The organism is Arenibacter latericius DSM 15913 (genome assembly GCF_000424985.1).
GTDB classification, from domain to species: Bacteria; Bacteroidota; Bacteroidia; order Flavobacteriales; family Flavobacteriaceae; genus Arenibacter; species Arenibacter latericius.
On record NZ_AUKX01000039.1, the window covers coordinates 1 to 21,735 of the forward strand.

Annotated in this window: 21 protein-coding genes; 9 read left to right on the forward strand and 12 right to left on the reverse strand. The window is 36.2% G+C overall.

Going from position 1 to position 21,735, the window contains the following annotated elements; genetic code table 11:
- Window positions 1–666: 666 nt before the first annotated feature.
- The 5 genes from H344_RS21690 to mnmE all read right to left on the reverse strand — a co-directional run bounded on the left by H344_RS21690 (window position 667) and on the right by mnmE (window position 4,686).
- Window positions 667–843 (reverse strand): hypothetical protein, encoded by a 177-nt coding sequence (locus tag H344_RS21690; RefSeq protein ID WP_157378263.1) that lies wholly within the window; start codon window positions 841–843, stop codon window positions 667–669.
- A gap of 22 nt (window positions 844–865) precedes the next feature.
- On the reverse strand, window positions 866–1,576 hold the full coding sequence (locus H344_RS0112270) for a hypothetical protein (RefSeq protein ID WP_026810589.1): 711 nt from the start codon (window positions 1,574–1,576) through the stop codon (window positions 866–868).
- A complete protein-coding gene (locus tag H344_RS21695; RefSeq protein WP_157378265.1) occupies window positions 1,566–1,703 on the reverse strand; it encodes a hypothetical protein in 138 nt (45 codons plus the stop codon). Before H344_RS21695 ends, H344_RS0112270 begins: the two co-directional genes overlap by 11 nt.
- A 250-nt stretch (window positions 1,704–1,953) precedes the next feature.
- Complete coding sequence (locus H344_RS0112285; RefSeq protein ID WP_026810590.1) at window positions 1,954–3,108, reverse strand: site-specific integrase; 1,155 nt, start codon at window positions 3,106–3,108, stop codon at window positions 1,954–1,956.
- Between the two features lie 180 nt (window positions 3,109–3,288).
- Window positions 3,289–4,686 carry a tRNA uridine-5-carboxymethylaminomethyl(34) synthesis GTPase MnmE gene (gene mnmE, locus H344_RS0112290; protein WP_026810591.1) on the reverse strand — a complete coding sequence of 466 codons (1,398 nt, stop codon included), beginning with the start codon at window positions 4,684–4,686 and terminating at the stop codon, window positions 3,289–3,291.
- 392 nt (window positions 4,687–5,078) lie between these two features.
- On the opposite strand from mnmE, the gene H344_RS0112295 reads away from it, so the two are divergent.
- Both H344_RS0112295 and H344_RS0112300 read left to right on the forward strand, forming a co-directional pair.
- A complete protein-coding gene (locus H344_RS0112295) occupies window positions 5,079–5,537 on the forward strand; it encodes a hypothetical protein (protein ID WP_026810592.1) in 459 nt (152 codons plus the stop codon).
- A gap of 138 nt (window positions 5,538–5,675) precedes the next feature.
- On the forward strand, window positions 5,676–6,014 hold the full coding sequence (locus H344_RS0112300; protein WP_026810593.1) for a DUF4870 domain-containing protein: 339 nt from the start codon (window positions 5,676–5,678) through the stop codon (window positions 6,012–6,014).
- 78 nt (window positions 6,015–6,092) lie between these two features.
- Here the strand turns inward: H344_RS0112300 and dnaN are convergent, their stop codons facing one another.
- From dnaN to H344_RS0112325, 5 genes are all read right to left on the reverse strand, one after another.
- Window positions 6,093–7,211 (reverse strand): DNA polymerase III subunit beta, encoded by a 1,119-nt coding sequence (gene dnaN / locus H344_RS0112305; RefSeq protein ID WP_026810594.1) that lies wholly within the window; start codon window positions 7,209–7,211, stop codon window positions 6,093–6,095.
- A gap of 143 nt (window positions 7,212–7,354) precedes the next feature.
- Window positions 7,355–9,019 carry a gliding motility-associated ABC transporter substrate-binding protein GldG gene (gene gldG / locus H344_RS0112310; protein WP_026810595.1) on the reverse strand — a complete coding sequence of 555 codons (1,665 nt, stop codon included), beginning with the start codon at window positions 9,017–9,019 and terminating at the stop codon, window positions 7,355–7,357.
- Window positions 9,019–9,750 (reverse strand): gliding motility-associated ABC transporter permease subunit GldF, encoded by a 732-nt coding sequence (gene gldF, locus H344_RS21875; protein ID WP_026810596.1) that lies wholly within the window; start codon window positions 9,748–9,750, stop codon window positions 9,019–9,021. The genes gldG and gldF overlap by 1 nt, the downstream gene beginning before the upstream one ends.
- A gap of 18 nt (window positions 9,751–9,768) precedes the next feature.
- The gene (locus H344_RS0112320; protein WP_026810597.1) at window positions 9,769–10,053 is read right to left on the reverse strand and encodes a putative quinol monooxygenase; all 285 of its coding nucleotides are present in this window, start codon (window positions 10,051–10,053) and stop codon (window positions 9,769–9,771) included.
- 12 nt (window positions 10,054–10,065) lie between these two features.
- Window positions 10,066–10,896 carry an SAM hydrolase/SAM-dependent halogenase family protein gene (locus tag H344_RS0112325; protein ID WP_026810598.1) on the reverse strand — a complete coding sequence of 277 codons (831 nt, stop codon included), beginning with the start codon at window positions 10,894–10,896 and terminating at the stop codon, window positions 10,066–10,068.
- 136 nt (window positions 10,897–11,032) lie between these two features.
- Here H344_RS0112325 and H344_RS0112330 point away from each other — a divergent pair, with 136 nt between their 5' ends.
- Together H344_RS0112330 and H344_RS0112335 are read left to right on the forward strand one after the other, a co-directional pair.
- A complete protein-coding gene (locus H344_RS0112330) occupies window positions 11,033–11,986 on the forward strand; it encodes a PhoH family protein (RefSeq protein WP_026810599.1) in 954 nt (317 codons plus the stop codon).
- 9 nt (window positions 11,987–11,995) lie between these two features.
- Window positions 11,996–12,955 (forward strand): phosphoribosylaminoimidazolesuccinocarboxamide synthase, encoded by a 960-nt coding sequence (locus tag H344_RS0112335; protein ID WP_026810600.1) that lies wholly within the window; start codon window positions 11,996–11,998, stop codon window positions 12,953–12,955.
- Between the two features lie 4 nt (window positions 12,956–12,959).
- Here H344_RS0112335 and H344_RS0112340 read toward each other — a convergent pair whose 3' ends face one another.
- A complete protein-coding gene (locus H344_RS0112340; RefSeq protein ID WP_026810601.1) occupies window positions 12,960–13,625 on the reverse strand; it encodes a 3'-5' exonuclease in 666 nt (221 codons plus the stop codon).
- Window positions 13,622–15,538: a DUF294 nucleotidyltransferase-like domain-containing protein gene (locus H344_RS0112345; RefSeq protein WP_026810602.1), complete on the reverse strand. Its 1,917-nt coding sequence runs from the start codon at window positions 15,536–15,538 to the stop codon at window positions 13,622–13,624. Before H344_RS0112345 ends, H344_RS0112340 begins: the two co-directional genes overlap by 4 nt.
- Window positions 15,539–15,881: 343 nt before the next feature.
- On the opposite strand from H344_RS0112345, the gene H344_RS0112350 reads away from it, so the two are divergent.
- From H344_RS0112350 to H344_RS0112370, 5 genes are all read left to right on the forward strand, one after another.
- Window positions 15,882–16,316: a response regulator gene (locus tag H344_RS0112350; RefSeq protein ID WP_026810603.1), complete on the forward strand. Its 435-nt coding sequence runs from the start codon at window positions 15,882–15,884 to the stop codon at window positions 16,314–16,316.
- 340 nt (window positions 16,317–16,656) lie between these two features.
- Window positions 16,657–16,977 (forward strand): four-helix bundle copper-binding protein, encoded by a 321-nt coding sequence (locus H344_RS0112355; RefSeq protein ID WP_026810604.1) that lies wholly within the window; start codon window positions 16,657–16,659, stop codon window positions 16,975–16,977.
- A 38-nt stretch (window positions 16,978–17,015) separates the two neighbouring features.
- Window positions 17,016–18,833, forward strand: a complete 1,818-nt coding sequence (locus H344_RS0112360; protein WP_026810605.1) for an SLC13 family permease — start codon at window positions 17,016–17,018, stop codon at window positions 18,831–18,833.
- 353 nt (window positions 18,834–19,186) lie between these two features.
- Window positions 19,187–19,357, forward strand: coding sequence for a hypothetical protein (locus H344_RS21700; protein ID WP_157378267.1), 171 nt, complete (start codon window positions 19,187–19,189; stop codon window positions 19,355–19,357).
- Between the two features lie 292 nt (window positions 19,358–19,649).
- A complete protein-coding gene (locus tag H344_RS0112370; RefSeq protein ID WP_026810607.1) occupies window positions 19,650–21,230 on the forward strand; it encodes an FG-GAP repeat domain-containing protein in 1,581 nt (526 codons plus the stop codon).
- Window positions 21,231–21,735 lie beyond the last annotated feature (505 nt).

Consider the following 21,735-nt stretch of genomic DNA (forward strand, 5'->3'; position numbering starts at 1 on the left):
AAAGTTCTTGCCATCTGAATGACGCCAGCCCTACAGAAAATAAATAGGTGCTCTCTGTAGTTGATGTTATGAGCAACATCACTTTTCACTCCGTATCATACTTCGTAGCTTTTGACTGGAGGTACGCAACTTCTCGACACCTCTTCAATGGTTCACTTTCGTTCAACTCCTTTATTCACACCTGCCGACCTCATGGATCGGATTCTCCCAAACGCTCAGTACCATTGCTATTCACAACAGCACCTTTGGGTGGTTTAGAGCCATCGCCTATACGACGACTCTGATGGGCCTACCATCATCTTATTTGCAGCATGCAGCCAATTTATTGCCGTGGCTGCTTCTTGGCACACTATGAACAGTACGGGTGCAAACTTGCGTGTACTTTCCGTAAGGCACTTAGTAAAACTGTTTATTTTCTTTTTTTTCAGGTCAAAGCAAAATCGAACAGATTTTGCGAACATCATAAAGTACGCAAATTTTTCGATTAAGCCCGGAGCCCGTATTGTTTATAGGGGGTGTTGTAAAACGTTTTAATTATTAGTGTTTCACATTTTTTGCGAGAAACATTCGGCTCAGATTCAGACAAAGAATTAAATATTAGCCTGCTTTATATAGATAAAGAAACATCATTAGAAGATATTTTGAATGAGGTCAGGAAAATAAACTCTAAACATTTTTCCGATTAAACTTCTTGAGGTTAGAGTTGAAAGAGGATATTAAATCATAAGTTTCCGTATCCAAGCTAATTCCTTTTGGGTATTCTCTTAAAAACCTATCCATACTTTCAGAAAAGTTATTTAATGCTTCTGCTAGTTTTTCGGCAGTTTGATTGTTTAAATCCATAGTGTTTAATTAAATTGTTATTTCAATGTTTAGACGTTTCAGGGATTGGTTTAGTTCGTTCAGGCGCAGGATTATATATGACTGCTTTCATTTCGGTTACTCTACTGTTTTTACTCTTTAAATCGGTTTTTTCGTTGCTATTTTTTTGACTGCTTTCATCGTCTTTAATCTCGTTGCCGTTATCCTTTTGTACTATTTTAGTATAAACCTCTATTCCGGAATTTATAGCTTGTGGCAATGCTATAATAGAAGCTAAAACTAATAACCACGTAGTTATATTCTTATAGTATTTGTCTTTTTTCTTATTTTTGTGTTCCATCAAGTAGTCAATGCCTTTAGGTAATAACTTAACTTTTAAAACACACTCTTCGGTAGGTGTCTTGTACCTTTGTCCTTGTAATTCAGAAAACAGTTTGTTCTCTATTATCCGTATAAATTCAAGTTGCTCGAGTTCCTTAAATAATTCATCATTTCTATGTTGGTCAGTTACTGAGCCGCCACCACCTTCTTCAATCATTGACCCTTTAGGGGCCATTAATTTTATTTTTATTAGAAAAGGAATAATATCGTAAGCGCTTAAGCCTGCCTTATCTTCTATTTCGGACAATATTTTAATTAAATCACTGCTCTTTGGTTTGTAGTATCTTTTTTCCAACTCGGAATTTAACCGTTTAGTGTTTCGGTCATGATTTCGATTATCCTTAAAGTCGCTAAACCAGCTTTTAATATTCATTGCGCTCGTTAGGATTTAACGGATCAATTTCATCTTCCGCTAATTTCTTCTTCTCCATGTAGTTCCTAAAAGCAATGAGCTTTAGCTTTTCCATTCTACTCATTTTAGGTTTGTCTGTGTTTTCCATTCTCCTCTGTTTATGTCCAAATGTTTTACAACATACGGATATAGGTATATGTTACTAAACATCCATTTAATCGAATTACTAACATAGCTCTTATTTCCCAAAATATCCAGTCGGTTATTGAAAAGTAGTTAACAATCAGATGTTTATAACCATATGAAATCGTTGGAAAATGGAGTAGAGGAGTCCAAAAATTGTATTGAATTTAGTTCCCTGTTCTATAAGCTAGGGGATAATAGAACCTTTTAGGCTGTTACATCAAATCCAAATTCAACTTAGGAAGCAAATTGGCAGCTTCTTTCATTTTCTTGTCAATGATTTTGGCATAGATCTCCGTAGTTCTAATTTCACGGTGACCAAGACGTTTGGAAACGGTATAGATATCCGCACCATTTTCTAATAACAGTACCGCATTGGTATGCCTGGCAGAATGGAAGGTGATGTGTTTGTTAATACCTGCAAACATACACCAACGGAGGAGTTGGAGGTTCATATGGGCACTATAACGGAGACCTTTAAATACTCGATCATTTGGACCTCTGCGTTCCCCCAATAGCTCCCTAGCCTGTTGTGAGATATATAAGTATTCTACGCCCTCTGTTTTCTTTTGTTGAAACACAATTCGGTAAATAAGATCCCCGGAATTGTCCGTTCCCTCATCACGTACCTCGGACCACTTTAGTTTATTAATGTCGGACCAACGTATCCCCGATAAGGTGGAAAAGAGAAAAGCACGTTTTAATAGAGGAATAGTGCAGGGGGTCTGGGATAGTTTTTGAAGCTCATCTGAAGTAAGATACTCTCTGGTGGATTCTCCAGCAGTAAACCCCTTGACTTTCTTAATGAGGTTCTCTTTTAGGTACCCTTCTTCAAAAGCTGCATTTAAACAAGCCTTGAATTTATTGTAGTACGCATTTTTGGTGTTTTGGGATAACTTCTTTTTACTCTGTGTAACCGCAACGGTGTCCAGGTATTTCTTATACCCTTTAATAAAATCGACATCAATATCGTCAAATGTTATGGTAGGGGAGCAGTAGGCTTCTAGATGTTTCTGTGCCGCATCCCAATTGTCATAATTTCCTTTGGACTGGTAGCGCTCCTCTTTTTTCTGAACATAAAAGTCTAATAAACTAACTTTTCCTTTGGTGTCGTTTTTAAGGTTATACTTCCCTTGATAGAGTTCAGCCTTTCTTATAGTTAAGATTTTTTCTGCGAGTTCTAAGGTATCTTTGTTTTTCCTTATTTCAGCATCGGTTTTGGGATCGGTTGTGAGATAGAGCTCTAGATATTCAAAATCCCTTAAAATTTTACTTTTACCTTTGGGCGTTGTGGTATGACCTTTATAGTATTCTATATAAAGACTGGTCAATCCGCTTTTCAGCTTTTTCTTTCTGAGATGAATTTTCATACGAGATACAAATTTTGTATCTCGACATCATTTTAACTTAACGAGATACAAATGGGATACAAAAATGTACGAAAAAAGGATGAATAAGAGAAAGCATAAATTTGAAAGTTGTTAACAAATTATTGATTTTCAGCTATTTGCAATCAAATGATATTATATGATATCAAATAAAATGAATGTCTATTTGCCGATACAGAAATTAGCGAAAATGTTACCCAACAATTCGTCATTGGTAACTTGTCCGGTAATTTCTCCCAAATGGTAAAGCGCTTCTCGGATATCGATGGCTAACAAATCGCTAGGGGTTTCCTCGTCCATTCCAAACTGTACTTTCTCTATCTCTTCTAAAGCTTTAAGTAGGGCGTTGTAATGTCTGGTATTGGTAACAATGGTTTCACTGTTTCGCAATGCCCCAGTATTTACAAATTCTAATAAACGCGATTTTAATTCCTCTACTCCAAATCCAGTTTTAGCAGACAATAAATACAGCTCCGAAATTTGTTCTTTTAGGGGCTCTATTTCTTCTGGTTGCAAACGGTCTACCTTGTTGGCAATGACCAATAGTGGTTTTTGAGGATACCTGTTTTTAATTTTTTCTAATTCTACTGTACTCGATTTTAGCTTGACAGGATCGGAGGCCATTTCCCAAGCATCAACCAATAGCACTACTACTTGGGCCTGAGCTATTTTCTCGAAGGTTTTCTGAATACCTATGCTCTCAACCCTATCTTCGGTATCTCTAATTCCCGCGGTATCAATAAATCTGAATCCTACTCCGCCTATATTTATTTCATCCTCTATAGTATCTCTAGTAGTACCAGCAATATCACTTACAATAGCGCGTTCCTCGTTTAATAAAGCGTTTAAAAGGGTGGACTTTCCAACGTTGGGTTCTCCTACAATGGCAATCGGTATTCCATTTTTAATCACGTTCCCAACTGCAAAAGAATCAATCAGTCTTTTTAATACCTCCTGAATTTTAGATAATAATATTTTAAACTGACCCCGATCGGCAAATTCTACATCCTCCTCTGCAAAATCGAGTTCCAATTCTATTAACGAAGCAAAATTAAGCAGTTCTTCACGCAATTTTTCTATCTCGTTGCTAAAGCCGCCCCGCATCTGTTGCATAGCTATTTGATGACTAGCTTCATTATCAGAAGCAATAAGGTCGGCAACGGCTTCTGCCTGGCTCAGGTCCATTTTTCCGTGTAGAAATGCCCTTAGCGTAAATTCCCCCGCATGTGCAGACCTACAACCATTACGTAAAAAGAGCTGGATGATCTGTTGCTGGATATATGGGGATCCGTGGCAGGAAATCTCTATCACATCTTCACCTGTATAAGAATTGGGACCTTTGAATACAGATAACAATACCTCGTCTAATACTTTATTGTCCTCCACAATATGGCCCAAATGAATAGTATGACTCTTTTGCTTTTTTAAGTCCTTACCTCGAATGGATCTAAAATGTGACCCTGCTATAGTAATGGCATCTTTTCCGGAAATCCGTATAACCGCAATGGCACCTGCACCTGAAGGGGTGGCTAAAGCAATAATATTGTCGTTGTTAATCATATAATTCAATCTATGAGCACCCTATTTTAGACTATAAAAATGGGAGGTTATTAGACATTTTTAAATTCTCCGCAAAAATACAATTTATTGAGGACACTCTAAGATAAGGCAAAGGTGGACTAGGTAAATATATTTTGAATTGTAGGGTACTGATCAACTTATAAATTATAAATGTCAAATATGACAAAAATATTATAAGGCATAGAATTTGATATTACTTATTAGGAGAGTAATGAATTATTTAGTTAGGCATAATATGGTGGGAGATATTAGGTAATTTTGTATCGAGAAAATCTTAAGAGCATCCGTATTATATAGACTTGCAAATAAATTATTCTTCAAAAATAAATTGAAGGGTGTTAATTATAACCACCCTTATTAAATACTAGAAAATGAAACTGAAAAAAAGTTTAAGATTATTGTTGTTATTGGCCTGTGTTAACTTTTCTTATGTACAAGCACAAGAGCCAGAAACACTTCCAGTGCCTACCGCTGAGGAGCTAAAAATAGAGCAAGCATTGGAAAAGGAGCGGTTGAAGGAAGCCAAGGAGTTAGAAAAACGCATGGCTAAAGCAGAAAAAGAAGCCAGGAAAGCTGAAAAGGCGCAGAAAAAGGCAGAAAAGGAACTAAAGAGAAGAAATAAGATAGCTTCAAAAATCAATTCTACTAACAAAAAGATCGATAAGGATATAAGCAAAGTAGAAAAGATTCAAGAGAAAATGGAGCGGGATGAAAGGAAAGGGAAACTGTCTCCAAAGGATTTTGAAAAACTACATAAGAAAATAGATAAATTAAATTCTCGCATTGAAAAAAATCAACAACAACTGAGAAAGCTGTATAGCAAACAGTAGGTTGCAATAATTTAGTTATTGCCATTAGTTTTGTAACAAATAGAAGCTTTTATCGTCTTAGTTTTATAACCTTTATTTTCAATTTAAAAAAGCAGGGGTCTAAAACTTAAATTAGTTTGGCCCAATTAAAACATCTGGATGAAAGCGGAAAACAAACAACTGATAGTGATTACCCATTTAAGCCAGTTATTAGATTTAGTAACTGGCTTTGGTGGGTTAATTGTACCCTTAATTTTATGGTTAGTAAAAAGAGATACTGTGATAGATATGGATGAGCACGGCAAATCTATAGTTAACTTTCAAATCAGTATGATTTTATATGCGTTGGCATGTATTCCTCTTATCCTACTATGCGGCTTGGGATTCTTGGGTATTATTGGTATAGGCCTACTTTGTATTATATTTCCCATTGTGAATGCTATTAAGGTATCTAATGGAGAGCCTCCTTATTATCCGCTGAGCATTAAGTTTGTGTAAGCCAATTATCTTAAAATAAAAAAAATCCGCATCGTAAATTTACAATGCGGATTTTTTATGGTTTAAAGAATAAATTCCTTAACTATTAAGCATTACAGGCATTACCAACATGGTAACCATTTCTCCTTCATCTAACCCGTCTATAGGGGTAAGGATACCTGCTCTATTAGGTAAGCTCATTTCTAACTGCACGTCATCTGAGGTAAGGTTGTTTAACATCTCTACAAGAAAACGGGAGTTAAACCCTATTTGCATATCGTCTCCTTGGTAAGAACAAGTTAAACGCTCTTCCGCTTTATTGCTGTAGTCTATATCCTCTGCAGAAATATTTAATTCCGCACCAGCTATTTTTAAACGTATTTGATGTGTAGTCTTGTTAGAGAAAATAGACACTCGTCTTACTGAACTTAATAACTGGGTTCTTGAGATAGAAAGTTTATTTGGATTCTCCTTAGGGATTACGGCTTCGTAATTAGGGTATTTTCCATCAATTAATCTACAGATTAAGATGGTGTTTTCAAAGCTAAACTTAGCATTGCTTTCATTGTATTCTATAACAACATCGGTCTCGCTTCCTGCCAAAATTCCTTTTAATAAATTTAATGGCTTTTTCGGCATTATAAACTCGGCTACTTTAGAAGCAGTAATATCCGTTCTCTGGTATTTTACCAATTTATGGGCATCCGTTGCTACAAAAGTTAAGTTCTCTGGAGAAAACTGAAAGAAGACTCCGCTCATCACCGGTCTTAAGTCGTCATTCCCTGCTGCAAATATCGTTTTGTTAATAGCGGTAGCCAATACATCTCCTAATATAGTAGTAGAGGATGGATTGGTTAGCTCCACAGATTTTGGGAATTCAGATCCATCAGCGTAGGCCAAGGCATATTTACCGTGATTAGAGCTAATTTCTACTGTGTTATTGTCTTCTACAACAAATGTTAAGGGTTGCTCTGGAAAAGTCCTTAAAATCTCTAACAATAGTTTTGCAGGCACCGCAATGGTTCCTTCATTGTCTGAGTCCACCTCCAAAACGGAACTCATTGTGGTTTCTAGATCCGAGGCGGAAACGGTAAGTTCCCTTTGATTTAGATCGAAAAGAAAATTGTCCAGAATTGGTAGGGTGTTACTGTTATTGATAACCCCACCCAAAATTTGGAGTTGTTTTAGTAAATAGGTACTAGATACTATAAATTTCATGTGTCTCTTATTTATTTTTAAGGAACCTAAATTTCAAATTTCCCATTAGGTTAATTAGGCTATATTCAGCAAGATTCCTTTCATCTCAATCAAAAACAAAGATATTTTAAATGTCCTTTTTAAGGAAACAAACTTATTAACACTTATCGGCTGTATTTTTTCCTTCTAAAAGCATTTATAGCCCAACCGAAAATAAGCGTCAAAACTAGCGGGAGGCCAATATTTATCAACTGCCATCTGGTTTTTTGTTCTTTAATTTTAACCTCATCTAAAAACGGAATTGCAACTTGCTTTGTACGAATGTTTATAAGTCCATTATCGTCTAAAAGGTAATTAAGGGAATTTATTAGGAATTCTTTGTTCCCATAATAGTTATTTGTCCATTTATCATATCCCAATTCTAAAGGTCGTCCCTGTCTTGTCTGGTTCCTAATTACATCACCATCCGATATAACAATCATTTTGTTGTCTGGTCCATTTTCTAGAACTTCATTAAGGGCAACAGGTTTAACCCTATTGGTGAAAGTAGAGCTAAATTCTCCCTCTACCAAGACCGCCAAGGGTTTATTTCCATTAGAATAAGATTCCTTGTCAGGAGCCTTGTTTATTATATCGAGGCTTATTTGCCTAGGAACTCCTTCTATTTTAGAAAGGGGAGAGCTCTGTAATAATATTTTCTTGCTATAGGAATTTGGGAGGGTGTCTATAGATCCTGTAAACTGAAATCTAACTGCTTCTATATTGGTGTTGATGGGATGATCATTCTTAGAGAAGACCATAGGGTGATAGTACCAAGGAACCGGATTGTATTGGGAATCGTTCCCTTCACCACTAGCCAATACAATCTGAGTAAAGTACATGTCGTTAATAAGATTGGCATTTAATCTTACCCCATATCTAAAGAAAAAATCATTTAGATTTAATTGTCGGGGGAAGGCCATGGCAGTGCCACTTTCATTATATAGGCTATCCATTTCCATTACGACCTGATCTATTAGCCAAAGCGATTTTCCACCGCCGGTAATATATTGGTCCATAATAAACTTCTCCTCATCAGTGAATGCCTCTGTGGGTTTTGCTATAAGCGCTAGATCAAATTCCCTTAACTGGTCTAACACCTTTTGCGGATTATTAGCAACTGAGTCGAGCGTTATAACCCCTAAATTATAATAGTCCCTAATAGTAGTAAGGTAATCTGCTATGAGTGTATCCTCTAACTGTCCATTTCCTTTTATAATTGCTACCCGCTTTTTATCGGAAAGGTTTAACTGAGAAAAAGCATTGGCAAAGGCATATTCTAAATGTTGTACGGAATTGTTTACTCGCTCTTCAGTAGTGGTCCCTATTTTGTTTTTGAGAAGGGGGACTTTAACCGATTTTTGATTGTAATTTATAACTGCCCACGGAAAGATAATCTCCTGAGAGACTTTACCACCCTGGTCTACTGTTACGTGAGTAGGGGTAAGGCCCAATCCGTGTAGTTCTCCAATTACCGCATCTGGAGTAGCAGCATCCTTTAAGGGATCTACAAATGCGAATTGTATATTTTTATTTTCTGCGGCAAATTCTTCTAATAATTGTCGGGTTTCATCCTTTAATCGTAAAAACTCTGGGGGTAGGTTCCCATCCAAAAGGATGTCTATAATAACCGGAGATTCAAACTTTTCCACAGAGTTAATGGAAGGAACAGATAGGGTGTATCTTTTGTCCTCTGTAAGATCTACTCTGGTGTAGAAAATATTTCCTACCACATTTAGCAAAATCAGGACGAATAAGGCCTTTAAAACGGATAACAAACTTTTTTTCATTATCGAGTCTGATTTTTAAGCTGGTTAATGGTTAGGAAAAGGAAAAATGAGCAAAGCCCAATAAAATATACGATGTCTCTGGTGTCGATCACCCCTCTAGCAATACTATCAAAATGAGCCTTCATTCCGAGGTTTTTTACGAATAAGTGCATATTTCCAGAAGGAATGAGGGATGCAATAGCTTCAAAACCATAGAAAATTAGAAAACTAACTACCATAGCAAGGATAAAGGCTACAATTTGATTTTCTGATAGGGTAGAAGCAAACAAGCCCACTGCAGTATACCCCGCAATAAGGAACAAGAGTCCAAAATAAGATCCTATAACCATTCCCATATCTAAATTTCCAACAGTAGTACCTAATTCAGAAATTGTATAGACGTATAATAGGGTGGGTAAAACGGCAATTAAAGAAAGGATAAAAGTCCCTAAAAATTTCCCCACTACCAGGCTGCCTATAGATATGGGCTTTATAAAAAGGAGTTCTAAGGTTCCCATTTTTTTTTCTTCAGAAAAACTCTTCATGGTAATAGCGGGAATTAGGAATAGAAATACCCAAGGGGCAAGGAGAAAAAACTGACCCATATCGGCAAATCCATATTCAAATATATTGAAGGGTCCCTTAAACACCCATAGGAATAGTCCGTTAAGTACTAGAAATAGTCCAATAACTAAATACCCTATTGGAGAGGTAAAGAAGGATTGGATTTCTCTTTTTAAAATAGCAATCATGTTATTTGATTAGTGGTTTTAACTTTTTTGTAAAGACCATGCTTCTGGCTTATCAGCAAAAAGCAATTTGGTGGCCTTCCAAACTTCGCCAAAATATTCCGATTTTCTATAATTTTCTAAATCGGCGTTGCTGTTCCAATAACTATGGGTGAAAAATATACGTTCGTCATTTACATCCTGTAGCAATTCTAAAAAAGTACAACCCTCCACATTTTGCATTGCCTTTTGGTGCTTTTTAAATATGGATTTAAATTCCGGGATATTTTCTAACTCAAACGTTAATTTTACTATTCTTACCAACATAGGTTAGGGCGTTTATTCAAAGTTTATAACTATGGTATCCCTATAGTCGAGTCCTAATAGGGTAGAGGCCCCACCAACAGTATTAAGGTCACTTTTATAAATCGCAATTTCCAGGTAACCAGAAGTATTAAAAAGTGCTAAAAGATCCCCAGGGGTTTTCCGCTTTTCCTTTTCTTGTTGATAATCTACTATCTCACCATATTTTCGGTGTATTTCCCTAATAACTTTATTGCGGACCAATAGCTGAAATGGCCTTGCCTTTCCGTGTAGTAGGAAGTCGCTTTGCTCTATATTAGTAACAATATTGCCATAATTATCTATGTAAATAACACTTCCGTATAGGGTGTTTCCATCGTCTGACAACCTTGGCTTTACATTTCTAAGATCTTTTAAAGCTTTAAAGTCTCTTCCTATAACCTCTAACTTTCCTCCTCTGGCAATGTGACAAGCAACCTTAACAAAAACATCTAAAACCGGAAAAGAACCATCTACCGAGTTTGGTAATTGAATCTCCACTACTTTTTCTGGCATTATTTCCGAAGTTATTAAACCTATAACACCATTATTAGCCATTATAAAATAGTGGTTATCCGCAAAAACAGCAATGTGCTGATTTTCTGGAGAAAGTTCAGAATCTATTCCCACAATATGGATGCTGCCATCTGGAAAATTTTTGTAGGAATTTTTAAGGATATAAGCGCACTCCTGAATATTAAATGGGGAAATGGAATGGGATATATCAACAATTTTAGGATCACCCAATTCCTTGTAAATTGTTCCCTTAATGGCGCCTACAAAATGATCTTTATATCCAAAATCAGTAGTTAAAGTAATTATAGGCATAGAGGACTGTTGATATGTTTTTGGTTTGGTAAGTAGTTTTTTACTTAATTTTGATTTTGTTTCACAAAATTACACAAAATATTATCGAACCAAAATATTATATTTTTTTCTAAACCATTTAAAATACACCAATTTTTTGAACGAACTTATAATAGAACTTACAGACATCGGCCCAAGGGAGTTTTTTGGTCAAAACAATGAAAATATTGATTTGTTAAAAAAGCATTTCTCAAAGTTGAAAATCGTTGCTCGTGGCAATAAAATAAAAGTATACGGCGATGAAAAACGGTTAGACGAGTTTGATCGGAGATTTGAAATGCTCACCTCTCATTACGCCAAGTACAATAAGCTTGATGTAAATAGTATAGAGCGTTTACTAACTATTGATGGTATAGAAGAGGTAGAGGCTTCACAGGCTAGTGGGGAAGTGTTAGTGCATGGGACTCATGGCCGACTCATAAGGGCTGTGACTTCTAATCAAAGGAAATTGGTAGATGCAGCAAGGAATAATGATATGGTTTTTGCTGTAGGTCCTGCAGGAACTGGTAAAACTTATACCGGTGTTGCACTGGCAGTTAAAGCACTAAAGGAAAAAGAGGTAAAACGTATAATCCTAACTAGACCCGCAGTGGAGGCAGGAGAGAATTTAGGTTTCTTACCAGGAGATCTAAAAGAAAAACTAGACCCCTATATGCAGCCTTTGTATGATGCTCTTAGGGATATGATTGCTCCTGAGAAGTTGGCCCACTATATAGAAAATGGGACCATACAGATAGCACCTATGGCATTTATGCGAGGAAGAACCCTAGATAATGCTTATGTTATCTTAGATGAGGCGCAAAATACTACCCATGCCCAAATGAAAATGTTTCTTACCAGAATGGGTAAGAATGCTAAATTTTTGATTAATGGGGACCCTGGACAAATAGATCTGCCAAGACGCTTTGTTTCTGGACTTAAAGAAGCCTTGTTGGTGCTGCAAAATGTTGAGGGTATTTCTATTATCTACCTAGACGATAAAGATGTTATCCGACATAAATTGGTGAAAAAAGTAATTGAAGCCTATAAAGGCATTGAGCATAATAATTGATTTTTCTTGATGAGTAATACAATAATTGATACGAATTTTAATTTCCCAGGCCAGAAAGAGGTCTATAAGGGAAAGGTTAGAGAGGTTTATACCTTAGAGAATGATTTGCTGGTAATGATAGCTACAGACAGGCTTTCTGCCTTTGATGTAGTAATGCCAAAAGGAATACCTTATAAAGGGCAGATCCTCAACCAGATTGCCACAAAAATGATGGCTGACACGGCAGATATAGTGCCCAACTGGCTATTAGCTACTCCGGACCCTAATGTTGCCGTAGGACACGCCTGTGCCCCTTTTAAGGTAGAAATGGTTATCCGAGGATACCTTTCCGGACATGCAGCTAGGGAATATAAACTTGGAAAACGCGAGCTGTGTGGTGTTGCTATGCCAAACGGTATGAAAGAGAATGATAAGTTCCCAACGCCTATTCTTACTCCCGCTACCAAAGCGGAAATGGGAGATCATGATGAAGATATTTCTAGGGAAGCTATTCTAGAACGCGGAATCGTAAGCGAAGAAGATTACGTTATCTTAGAGAAATATACCCGTGCCCTTTTTCAAAGAGGAACCGAAATAGCTGCTAAGAGGGGACTTATTTTAGTGGATACTAAGTATGAGTTTGGTAAGACTAAATCTGGAGAGATTGTTTTAATAGACGAAATCCATACCCCAGACTCTTCCCGTTATTTCTATGCAGATGGGTATCAAGAAAGACAAGATAAAGGGGAAATGCAAAAACAATTGTCTAAAGAGTTTGTTAGACAATGGTTAATTAGTAATAATTTTCAAGGTTTAGAAGGACAAGTAGTGCCGGAGATGACCGATGAGTATATCCAAACGGTATCCGAAAGATATATTGAATTATATGAAAATATTACAGAAGAGAAATTTATAAAAGGTGATATTTCCAATATTCAGGAGCGTATAGAGACCAATGTGGTTCAATATTTATCCGATTTAAAAAAATAAGAGGTTAGCCCATTTTTACAAGATCTTTTAGTTTAAGAGACTCCTTTTCTTTAAGACGAGATTTAATTTTTAAAAAAGCTATAGCAGTAATATAGGCATCCCCCATGGCGGTATGCCTATCTTTTTTTGATATATCAAATTTATCAGCCAATTCATCCAATGAATAGTGCTCCTTTTTCTTAACCAGATTAGTGGTTAAAAGGGTGTGTTTGTATAAATTGGAAGTATCTATTGCAAGATTTTTTAATTTGGGGAGCCCGTTTCTTTCCAAGGCCTTATTAATCATATTAAGGTCAAAGGTTGCATGGTGAGCTATAATTACAGCATTTTGCAAATAAGCTAATAGTTGTTGTAGCGCTTCTTCCTCACTTATACGGAATATCGCCTCACTTTTTAAAATACCGTGTATTTTTATACTATCGGCATTAAAGTGTTCCTGCTCTAAATAGAGCTCTAAATTATTGGAGACCTCTATCATTTTGTCCTTGAGAGTTAGTGCTCCAATAGAGAGTATTCTGTCATGTACATAATCAAACCCAGTAGTTTCCGTATCTAACACTACAAAACGAACATCCTTGAGTTCTGCGGGCTGTTTTTGCTCAAAGCATTTTTCATACTCCTCCCAATAAAGGGGATACTGTTTGGGTTTTCTTTTAAAGAAATTGATCATCGCATTAAATTTGAAACTTTAAACCTTACACTGATCAATTCTTGAATATCCTTGATCGTCTTAAATGTTCGCTTTAGTTTTATCCGTTCTTCTTTGGATAGTTGCTCAATGGCAATATACCGGCCAGAATCGTTGTGTAATAAACCTTGTTTGGTCCTAAACTTTAAAAGAGCCTTAGTGGCATAAGAGCAGGCTAAAAAGGTTTCCTTATTGTTAGGTTCTAATTCGGCTAATTTTTCAAAACGTTCAAATGTATTGTTTACAAATTTTATCGAATGGGATAAAATAAGCACCCTAGCCGCATCGGTAAGGGGCATCAATGCCCTCCGTTTAACATCAAAGGTATCCTTGTGTTCTCCATCTGCTTCTAATAACATCTGCCTAAAAAATCCTGTAGGGGACGGGTTCTGAAGCGCTCCACTAGCCAAATGCAAGTAGAAAATGGGATAATTTTGCGTAGTCTCAAAAATATGTTCCGATAGTTTGTCGGCTAATTCCATATCCCCATAGGTAACATTATAATCAAAAAATATGGAAGATAGTAACACCTCATCGGCGCCCGGATTAGTAATCCATTGAGAAACTTTAGCTTTCCATTGATCTAAACTATGACACCAATTTGGATTAGAAGCCATCATCTCTGCGGGACAATATTCATAGCCAATGTCAAAAAGGCCTTTATTTATAATCTTTGCCAATTTTAGAAAGTAATTAGTAGTCTCTTCAAGATCTTCCTCGGGCACATTCTCAAATAAAATGGCGTTATCTTGATCGGTTTGTAGTAATTGCTCGCTTCTACCTTGACTTCCCATAGAGAGCCATGTAAATTTTACTGGAGGCTCGCTAGGCATTTCTTTTAGAGAAATTTCTATAATCCGCTTTATACAGGCATCATTAAGCTCGGTTATAATTTTGGAGGTAAGGGTCATGGGGATATTCTGCTCCAAATACCCAGCTAAGAGGTGATCTATACTTTTTCTTATCCGTTTTATATTCTTTATTTTCTTTGCTCTTGTAATGGCTTTTATTAAAACAGCAGGGTTGTTTCCCATGGCCACCATGATATCGTGTTTAGATAAAATCCCAATGGCTTTGGTATCCGGGGTGCCGTCTTTGGTAATACACAAATGACTAATATTACTCTTCATCATAGCCATTTGGGCCTGAGTAATAGTAATATTTTTTCTAAAGGTGGTAACAGGCGAAACCATAATTTTTGAGGCTTCTACGGTAATAGGATATTTCCCAGTAACAATATTGTTGCGTAGGTCCCTGTCTGTAATAATTCCTATTGGAAGTTTATTTTTCAAGATTAACATGGCCCCCACCTTATTTGCGGTCATCTTTTCTGCCACTTTATTTACGGGGGTATTCTCAGTACAAGTAATCAGTTTTTTGGAATACTGTACCGTTTGTAAGTCCATTAATGGCGTGTGGGGAGTATCAGGCTCTAATACCTCTTGATAGAGTTTTCCACGGTGGGTGATAGAATACGGGTTTCTTGTGTTTGAGGCAAAGCTAGCAATCAAATAATCGCCCACCTCATTATTTTGTTGTGCATAGGGTTTAAATTTCTCTATAGGAATAGCGTACAAAATACTTTCTTCCTGTGCCCTAGCTTCCATCTTGTAGTTTTCCGATGCCATAAGGGGTCTAAGGCCAAAAATATCACCTTCGTCACAAAGGTCCATCATGCTCTTTTCATTACTCTTTTTTAGGGCAATGGCGCCTTTATTCACAACATAGAAATGTGCGTGTGGACTGTCGTTTTCCAAAAAAACCGGACTTCCCTTCTCCTTGTAGATAATGGTAATCTGCTCAGATAACTTTAGCAGATTCGGTTTATCTAACAGGTTAAAAGGGGGATAGTTTTTTAAAAAATCGGCTACCCTATGGGAAATGGTATTTTTCATATGGAGGGGTTTATTGTTAATAACAGTCACACCTGAACAAGGTAGTTGGGCAGGTATGTAAACTTGCCTTGCGCCAATCAGGATTGCATTTCTTCATTCAGATTTGCGACATGTTTTCGTTTATGCTCATTTCATAACTCGTATTTGGGATAAAATTACTTTATAAGGTTCATCATTAAAAGAAAAAAGATACACAAAAAGTAATTTATTATCGTCATTCACTATTCTAAATGAGATTATTGATGCCTAAGTGTGAAAGAAAGTATTATTGATGTCGTTTTTATTAAATGGGATTACTTAAATTTGAGATGTATTGTCCAAAATTCTTTAATTTGATTGCAGTATGAATAAAAACTATATTTTTCTTGCTGATGATGATGAGGACGACAGAATGCTGTTTTCGGAGGCGTTGAAGGAACAACGTCCAGATTCCATAATACTTACTTTTGATAATGGGGTGGACCTTATGGCTAGTTTACTAGATAGGGACCAAAAACTCCCAGATATAATTTTCCTTGATCTTAATATGCCCTTGATGAATGGGGAAGAATGTTTAGACGATATTAGGAGAGAACTAAGCTTGGCTTTTATTCCCGTTATTATCTATTCTACTTATTTAGATCCACAGAAGGTAGATGCAGTTAGAGATGGCGGGGCAAATAAGTATTTGAAGAAACCTGAATCTTATACAAAACTTAAAGAATCCTTGGAAAAAGCTTTAACCTCCGTTTTAGATGAAAATGAGGGAACAGATTCTGAGTTTATTGTGAGGTGCTAGTCTGTAAAGGAAAGCTTACTTGCCCGAGGTTCCTATTTTTAAATAATTAAAGATAAGATGGACTTATAGGGGGTATGATTTAGGTGTCCCACGACATAGATAATCAACCAATTGATTTTCAACTTTACCATTGAAGATTATTTCCTTTTTATAATACAATCAAGGTGTTTAGCGGTTATTATAGCTAGGAATATAGTTCAAATTTGCATTTAGAGTAGTTTTAATATTTTGTTTCCTTACTCACTATAAACATGCCCGTTTGCGTCTATATATTATTCAATAAAGAGCATCATTAGGGGAAGAATACTTTAATTTTAAGGTACACTTAAATAATATCACTATGGAATTAAAGTATCAAGATTGTATAGACGCCTGTCTAAAATGTATAAAAGATTGTGAGTATTGTCTAATACAGATGGCTGGGATGGAAAGTAAGAACGACTGCCCTAAATGCTGTATACTGTGCATAGAGGCATGTACTACTACAATGAAATTTTTAATGGCCGATAGTAGTTTTGCCAAGGAGTATTGTAGGTTGTGTGCAGAAGTATGTCAATGGTGTGCAGAGCAATGTGGACAACATGATCATCAGCATTGTGAAGATTGTGCCAATTCCTGTGTTAAATGTATGGAAGAGTGTAGAAAAATTCTAGCCGCATAAACCTGGGAATTTACTATCAATGGCTAATTCTAAATGAAATGACAGTAGATATAATCCTAGTGTTTCTAGTGCTGGTAACGGTAATTGTTTTATTTGCATTGGAGATTTTCCCTGTAGATAAAATTGCCTTTTTCATAATTGTATCACTAACATTACTAGGATTAATTTCCCCTGAAGAAGCTATCAGTGGATTCTCTAACAGTGCCACTATTGCCGTATTAGCATTAATGATTTTGGCCATTGCCATGGAAGAAAATGGCGTTATCTCTTGGCTTACCTCAGGTTTAGGAAAGTTAAAGGGAATGTCGGTTTACATTATGGCTCCATTGTTTATGGTGGTTACGGCTACTATATCAGCCTTTATAAGTACCACCGCAGTAGTCATAGTCTTTATTAAAATAATAAATCAGCTCTCCGAAAAATTTAAAGTCCCAAAATCCAAACTGTTGCTTCCTATTTCCTTTGCAGGAATTTTAGGAGGTTCCTGTACCCTAATGGGGACGTCCACTAACCTAATTGTTAATTCGGTAGGTAAAAATCTAGGAGCACCGGTTCTGGGGTTTTTTGAATTTACTGCAATTGGACTTATATTTCTAGGAGTATCTATTATATATCTTACATTGATATTAAGATGGTTGCCATGGAGTAAGAATAGAGATCTAAATGAAGATTATAGTTTAGAAAATTATATCACTAGTGTACGTATTAAAAGTGAATCTCAATTAGTGGATAAAAGAATAGAAAACACCTTTCTATATAATAATCCCGAAATTTCCGTACTACAACTTGTACGTGACAACCGAGTGCATAACGCACCGGGAAAATACATTTCCCTTAAGGAGAATGATGAGTTACTTCTAATGTGCGATATTAATACCCTGTCTAAGTTAAATGAATCTCAAGGTCTGGGAGTTAATGAACAGCATCATTGGATGATTCCCGATAATCAATCAGAAGAAGGAGAGAAAGACGCTAAGCTAGATGAGCGTGTATTTGTAGAACTCCTAATGCTACCTGGATCAGCCCTTCTCGGAAAAACCTTGGGTAATCTTAGGGGATATATGCAGCAAGATGTATTGCCTCTTGCTATTAAAAAGCGGAAAACACTTACTAATATTCGCCAAAGGATGGTACGGAGTAGTGTAAATAAATTGGTTCTAAAAGCAGGTGATAGATTACTAGTAGATGTTAGTAGGGAAAATGTACAATCCTTAGAGGCTATAGAGAATATAGTACTACTTCAAGAGTTGGATAGACCAGATAATAATGCTCCACATAAAAAATATTTTTCTTTAGCAGTCCTGCTAATGGTGGTTGTTTTGGCGGCAACAGGAGTATTATCTATTATGGTAAGTGCACTATCAGGAGTGGCATTACTACTACTAACCAATCAGCTCCATTTAGATAGGGTGTATAAAAAAGTAAATTGGCAGATATTCTTTCTACTAGCCGGGATGATACCCTTAGGCTTAGCTATGAATAATACTGGTGCCGACATATGGATTTCCGAGCAGTTATTAATGTTTTTGGAGGGGCAATCCGAAATGGTGGTGATAGGAACACTTTTTTTTGTAACCATGGTTATGAGTGGTGTTGTTAGTAATAATGCTACAGCCATCATTATGACGCCTATTGCGATAGCAGTAGCCCATGGTCTTCAATTAGATTTTAAACCGTTTATACTTGCCGTAATGTTTGCCGCCAATTTTAGCTTTTTTACTCCTGTAGGGTATCAAACCAACACCCTAATCTATGGAATTGGTAATTATAGGTTTCGTCACTTTTTTATCATAGGCGGAATATTAAGCCTTATTTTATGGATTTTGGCCACCGTTCTTCTTACTCGTATGGTCTAATGACTATAAGACCTTCAGGCTTTTGGGTAATATAAAAATTAAACGATCTTAATTTGAGGTGCTTCAGGAAATTAGTCCTCTAATAAAGGAAATTGGGTTACCTAATCAATAATCATAGTGCAGCATATAGGTATTAAGGGATCATGACCAATTGTTGTGTTTATGCAAACAATGAACCTTAAATATTAATTCAAATTAATAAGGTTTTACATATACGATTAACTGAGTTTTACTCAAATATATTCTTTCATTTTCTTTGCTTGTCCAAAGAAAACGAAACAAAAGAAAAGACACCTTCTCCGATGAATTTTTTAGATCAAATCTAAAAATCGGTTTCAAAACTCCGCGCTTTTTTGGAAATAAAAAAGCTGAATCTCGGAGCTTTTGAATCCTATTCTGCGGATAAGGATAACAAAACAAGAAGCCTTCTTTTAAAGGTTTTCGGCCTACTTTCTCTTTTAGTAGCAAATCAAGGAGTTTCTACGTTGGCCGAAGGAAGGCGTCCAAAGAGCATTTCACCTTAGTGAAAGCGGCCTGGACGCTGTGGCAGTAGAAAGTCCGTAGATTTCAAGAAAGGAGAAATAAGCCTAGATTTTTTTGAATACTTTTTTCATCAATGGAAAAAAGTATTGACATGTCAAAAAGGAAAGGTTTTAACCATTTGTCCTTACCGTTAGTTTAAGTCACACACAACTTTTGATCTTGGTCCGTATTTAGGCTAAAACATTCGATTTAAAGTGCTATTTTGTGTGCTATTGTTAGTTTCATTCTAATTTAAAAGCGTGCTATAACACGCATTGTGTAAGGTAATCTGGTATGAGGGGATATGTTATATTGGTTTTTTTGTTGTTGTTGATTACTTCTTGTTCAGAAAAGAAAAAGGGGACTAAGTATTCAGAAATAAAAGAAATTCCGGTTTCTAAGCTTCAGGGAGATCAGTTAGCACGTATCCATTGTTCTAGTTGCCATCTTTTTGTTCCTCCAGATAGTCTGCCGCAATTTAGCTGGAGGGAGGACGTACTTCCGGCTATGGCTTTTCGATTAGGGATTTATGATGGAGAGCAGCAACCAGATAGTTTATTTGAAAAAGGGAGTGGGGGAGATAGAGTTAGAAACGCCAATGTTTTTCCAAAACAACCCTTATTGGCTAGGGCAGACTGGGATAAGATTGTAGAATACTATATAAATAATGCGCCAGATTCAATGCCTTCCCTATCGTATTCTAAAAAGATTACAATAGGCTTACCGCATTTTAATTACAAGGAAGTGGCATATTCACATAGACCCCCACTTACCACTATGGTGAAAATTAGACCAGAGGGAAAGGGAGTGGTATATGCCGATGGAAAGCAACATATAAATAGTTTAACCTTCCTAACACCCAATTTGGAAAAGGATCATGAAGTGCGATTGAAAACGAGTCCCGTTCAATATCGTGAAAAAAATGACACCTTATATGTGACTATTGCAGGAAAAAATATTTTTCCAAATGATGCCGCAGACGGAACCTTACAAATGCTAACCATTTCTGAAATTGGGCATCATTATAACAGCGCAGAAATGCTTATAGATAATATGCAGCGTCCCGTATTTATGGCTTATGGAGATTTAAATAATAACGGGAGAGAGGATATTGTAGCTTGCGAGTTTGGAAACCAGACAGGAAGATTGGTTTGTTATTTTAATGAGGGGGAAGAAGGGTATAAAGAGCAACTATTAAATAATAGACCAGGAGCTATTTCAGCAGTAATAAAGGATATGAATGGGGACGGACTAAATGATATAGTGACATTAATGGCGCAAGGCGATGAGGGGGTATTCTATTATGAAAATAATGGTGACGGTTCTTTTGTAGAAAAAAGACTCTTATCATTTATGCCTTTATATGGGTCACAACATATAGAGCTGGCCGATTTTAATAATGACGGCTTGGATGATATACTCTATGTTAGTGGAGATAATGCGGATAAGACTCCTTTCCTAAAAAATTATCACGGGATTTATATATTTATAAATAAGGGGAATCTACAATTTAAACAGGAATACTTTTACCCTTTAAATGGGGCATATAAGGCTGTGGCAAGGGACTTCGATTTAGATGGGGATTTAGATATCGCAGCAATATCCTTCTTTCCAGATTATATCCGCCATCCAGAGGAGAGTTTTGTATATCTGGAAAATAAAGGGAATTTGGATTTTGAAGACTACTCATTTCCACAATCTACCAATGGGAGGTGGATTGTTATGGATGCCGAAGATATGGATGGGGACGGAGATGTTGACCTAGCCTTAGGGTCCTTTGTTTATTTTACCCCAGCAGGGGACACTACAGGGCTAGGCAAAAGGTGGCTTACTAACAGTCCATCTGTTATTATTCTAGAGAATACCATAAGATAATCCCGTTAACTTAAAATTTAGGAATAGCGAGCTGATGACCTATAATGACCTTATCTCCCCTATGCGCTATTATTACAATCCCTAAAATTTGTAACTCCACATAGATGGTTAATACATAACTACTTATTTCGTGATATTGAGAAGAATACAACTATTATCGGGTGATTTTTATGTAAAATTTGTTGATTTCATAAAAAAGTAGGATTTAAAATTTTATTTTGTAAGTAATTAACCTAATTTGGTGGATTTAAGTAGTTCTAATGTAAAAATCCTGATGATACTTTCAAAATTTTGGAATGCTATTATTTAACTCCTAAAGTAGATAGCATTAGCTATAAAAGGATAAATCATTTTTATTTTATAAGGTAGAAGATGGATTTAGACAGGGAGTATAATATAAAATAAGTAATAATATGATGTTTTTACATTAGGGTTAAATGATTTCAAGTTGTTATATATAAAAGGAATTGTACATCGCGTAAATGGTAATTGGTCTAGTAAAGTC

Bases quoted from the DNA above. Each gene is read 5' to 3' on its own strand.
- H344_RS21690 (WP_157378263.1), bottom strand. From the start codon at position 843: ATGGATTTAAACAATCAAACTGCCGAAAAACTAGCAGAAGCATTAAAT.
- H344_RS0112340 (WP_026810601.1), bottom strand. From the start codon at position 13,625: ATGATCAATTTCTTTAAAAGAAAACCCAAACAGTATCCCCTTTATTGG.
- H344_RS21695 (WP_157378265.1), bottom strand. From the start codon at position 1,703: ATGGAAAACACAGACAAACCTAAAATGAGTAGAATGGAAAAGCTAAAG.
- H344_RS0112360 (WP_026810605.1), top strand. From the start codon at position 17,016: ATGACAGTAGATATAATCCTAGTGTTTCTAGTGCTGGTAACGGTAATT.
- H344_RS0112285 (WP_026810590.1), bottom strand. From the start codon at position 3,108: ATGAAAATTCATCTCAGAAAGAAAAAGCTGAAAAGCGGATTGACCAGT.
- H344_RS0112320 (WP_026810597.1), bottom strand. From the start codon at position 10,053: ATGTTGGTAAGAATAGTAAAATTAACGTTTGAGTTAGAAAATATCCCG.
- H344_RS0112350 (WP_026810603.1), top strand. From the start codon at position 15,882: ATGAATAAAAACTATATTTTTCTTGCTGATGATGATGAGGACGACAGA.
- H344_RS0112300 (WP_026810593.1), top strand. From the start codon at position 5,676: ATGAAAGCGGAAAACAAACAACTGATAGTGATTACCCATTTAAGCCAG.
- H344_RS0112355 (WP_026810604.1), top strand. From the start codon at position 16,657: ATGGAATTAAAGTATCAAGATTGTATAGACGCCTGTCTAAAATGTATA.
- H344_RS0112370 (WP_026810607.1), top strand. From the start codon at position 19,650: ATGAGGGGATATGTTATATTGGTTTTTTTGTTGTTGTTGATTACTTCT.
- H344_RS0112295 (WP_026810592.1), top strand. From the start codon at position 5,079: ATGAAACTGAAAAAAAGTTTAAGATTATTGTTGTTATTGGCCTGTGTT.
- dnaN (WP_026810594.1), bottom strand. From the start codon at position 7,211: ATGAAATTTATAGTATCTAGTACCTATTTACTAAAACAACTCCAAATT.
- gldG (WP_026810595.1), bottom strand. From the start codon at position 9,019: ATGAAAAAAAGTTTGTTATCCGTTTTAAAGGCCTTATTCGTCCTGATT.
- H344_RS0112345 (WP_026810602.1), bottom strand. From the start codon at position 15,538: ATGAAAAATACCATTTCCCATAGGGTAGCCGATTTTTTAAAAAACTAT.
- H344_RS0112325 (WP_026810598.1), bottom strand. From the start codon at position 10,896: ATGCCTATAATTACTTTAACTACTGATTTTGGATATAAAGATCATTTT.
- H344_RS0112335 (WP_026810600.1), top strand. From the start codon at position 11,996: ATGAGTAATACAATAATTGATACGAATTTTAATTTCCCAGGCCAGAAA.
- H344_RS0112270 (WP_026810589.1), bottom strand. From the start codon at position 1,576: ATGAATATTAAAAGCTGGTTTAGCGACTTTAAGGATAATCGAAATCAT.
- gldF (WP_026810596.1), bottom strand. From the start codon at position 9,750: ATGATTGCTATTTTAAAAAGAGAAATCCAATCCTTCTTTACCTCTCCA.
- mnmE (WP_026810591.1), bottom strand. From the start codon at position 4,686: ATGATTAACAACGACAATATTATTGCTTTAGCCACCCCTTCAGGTGCA.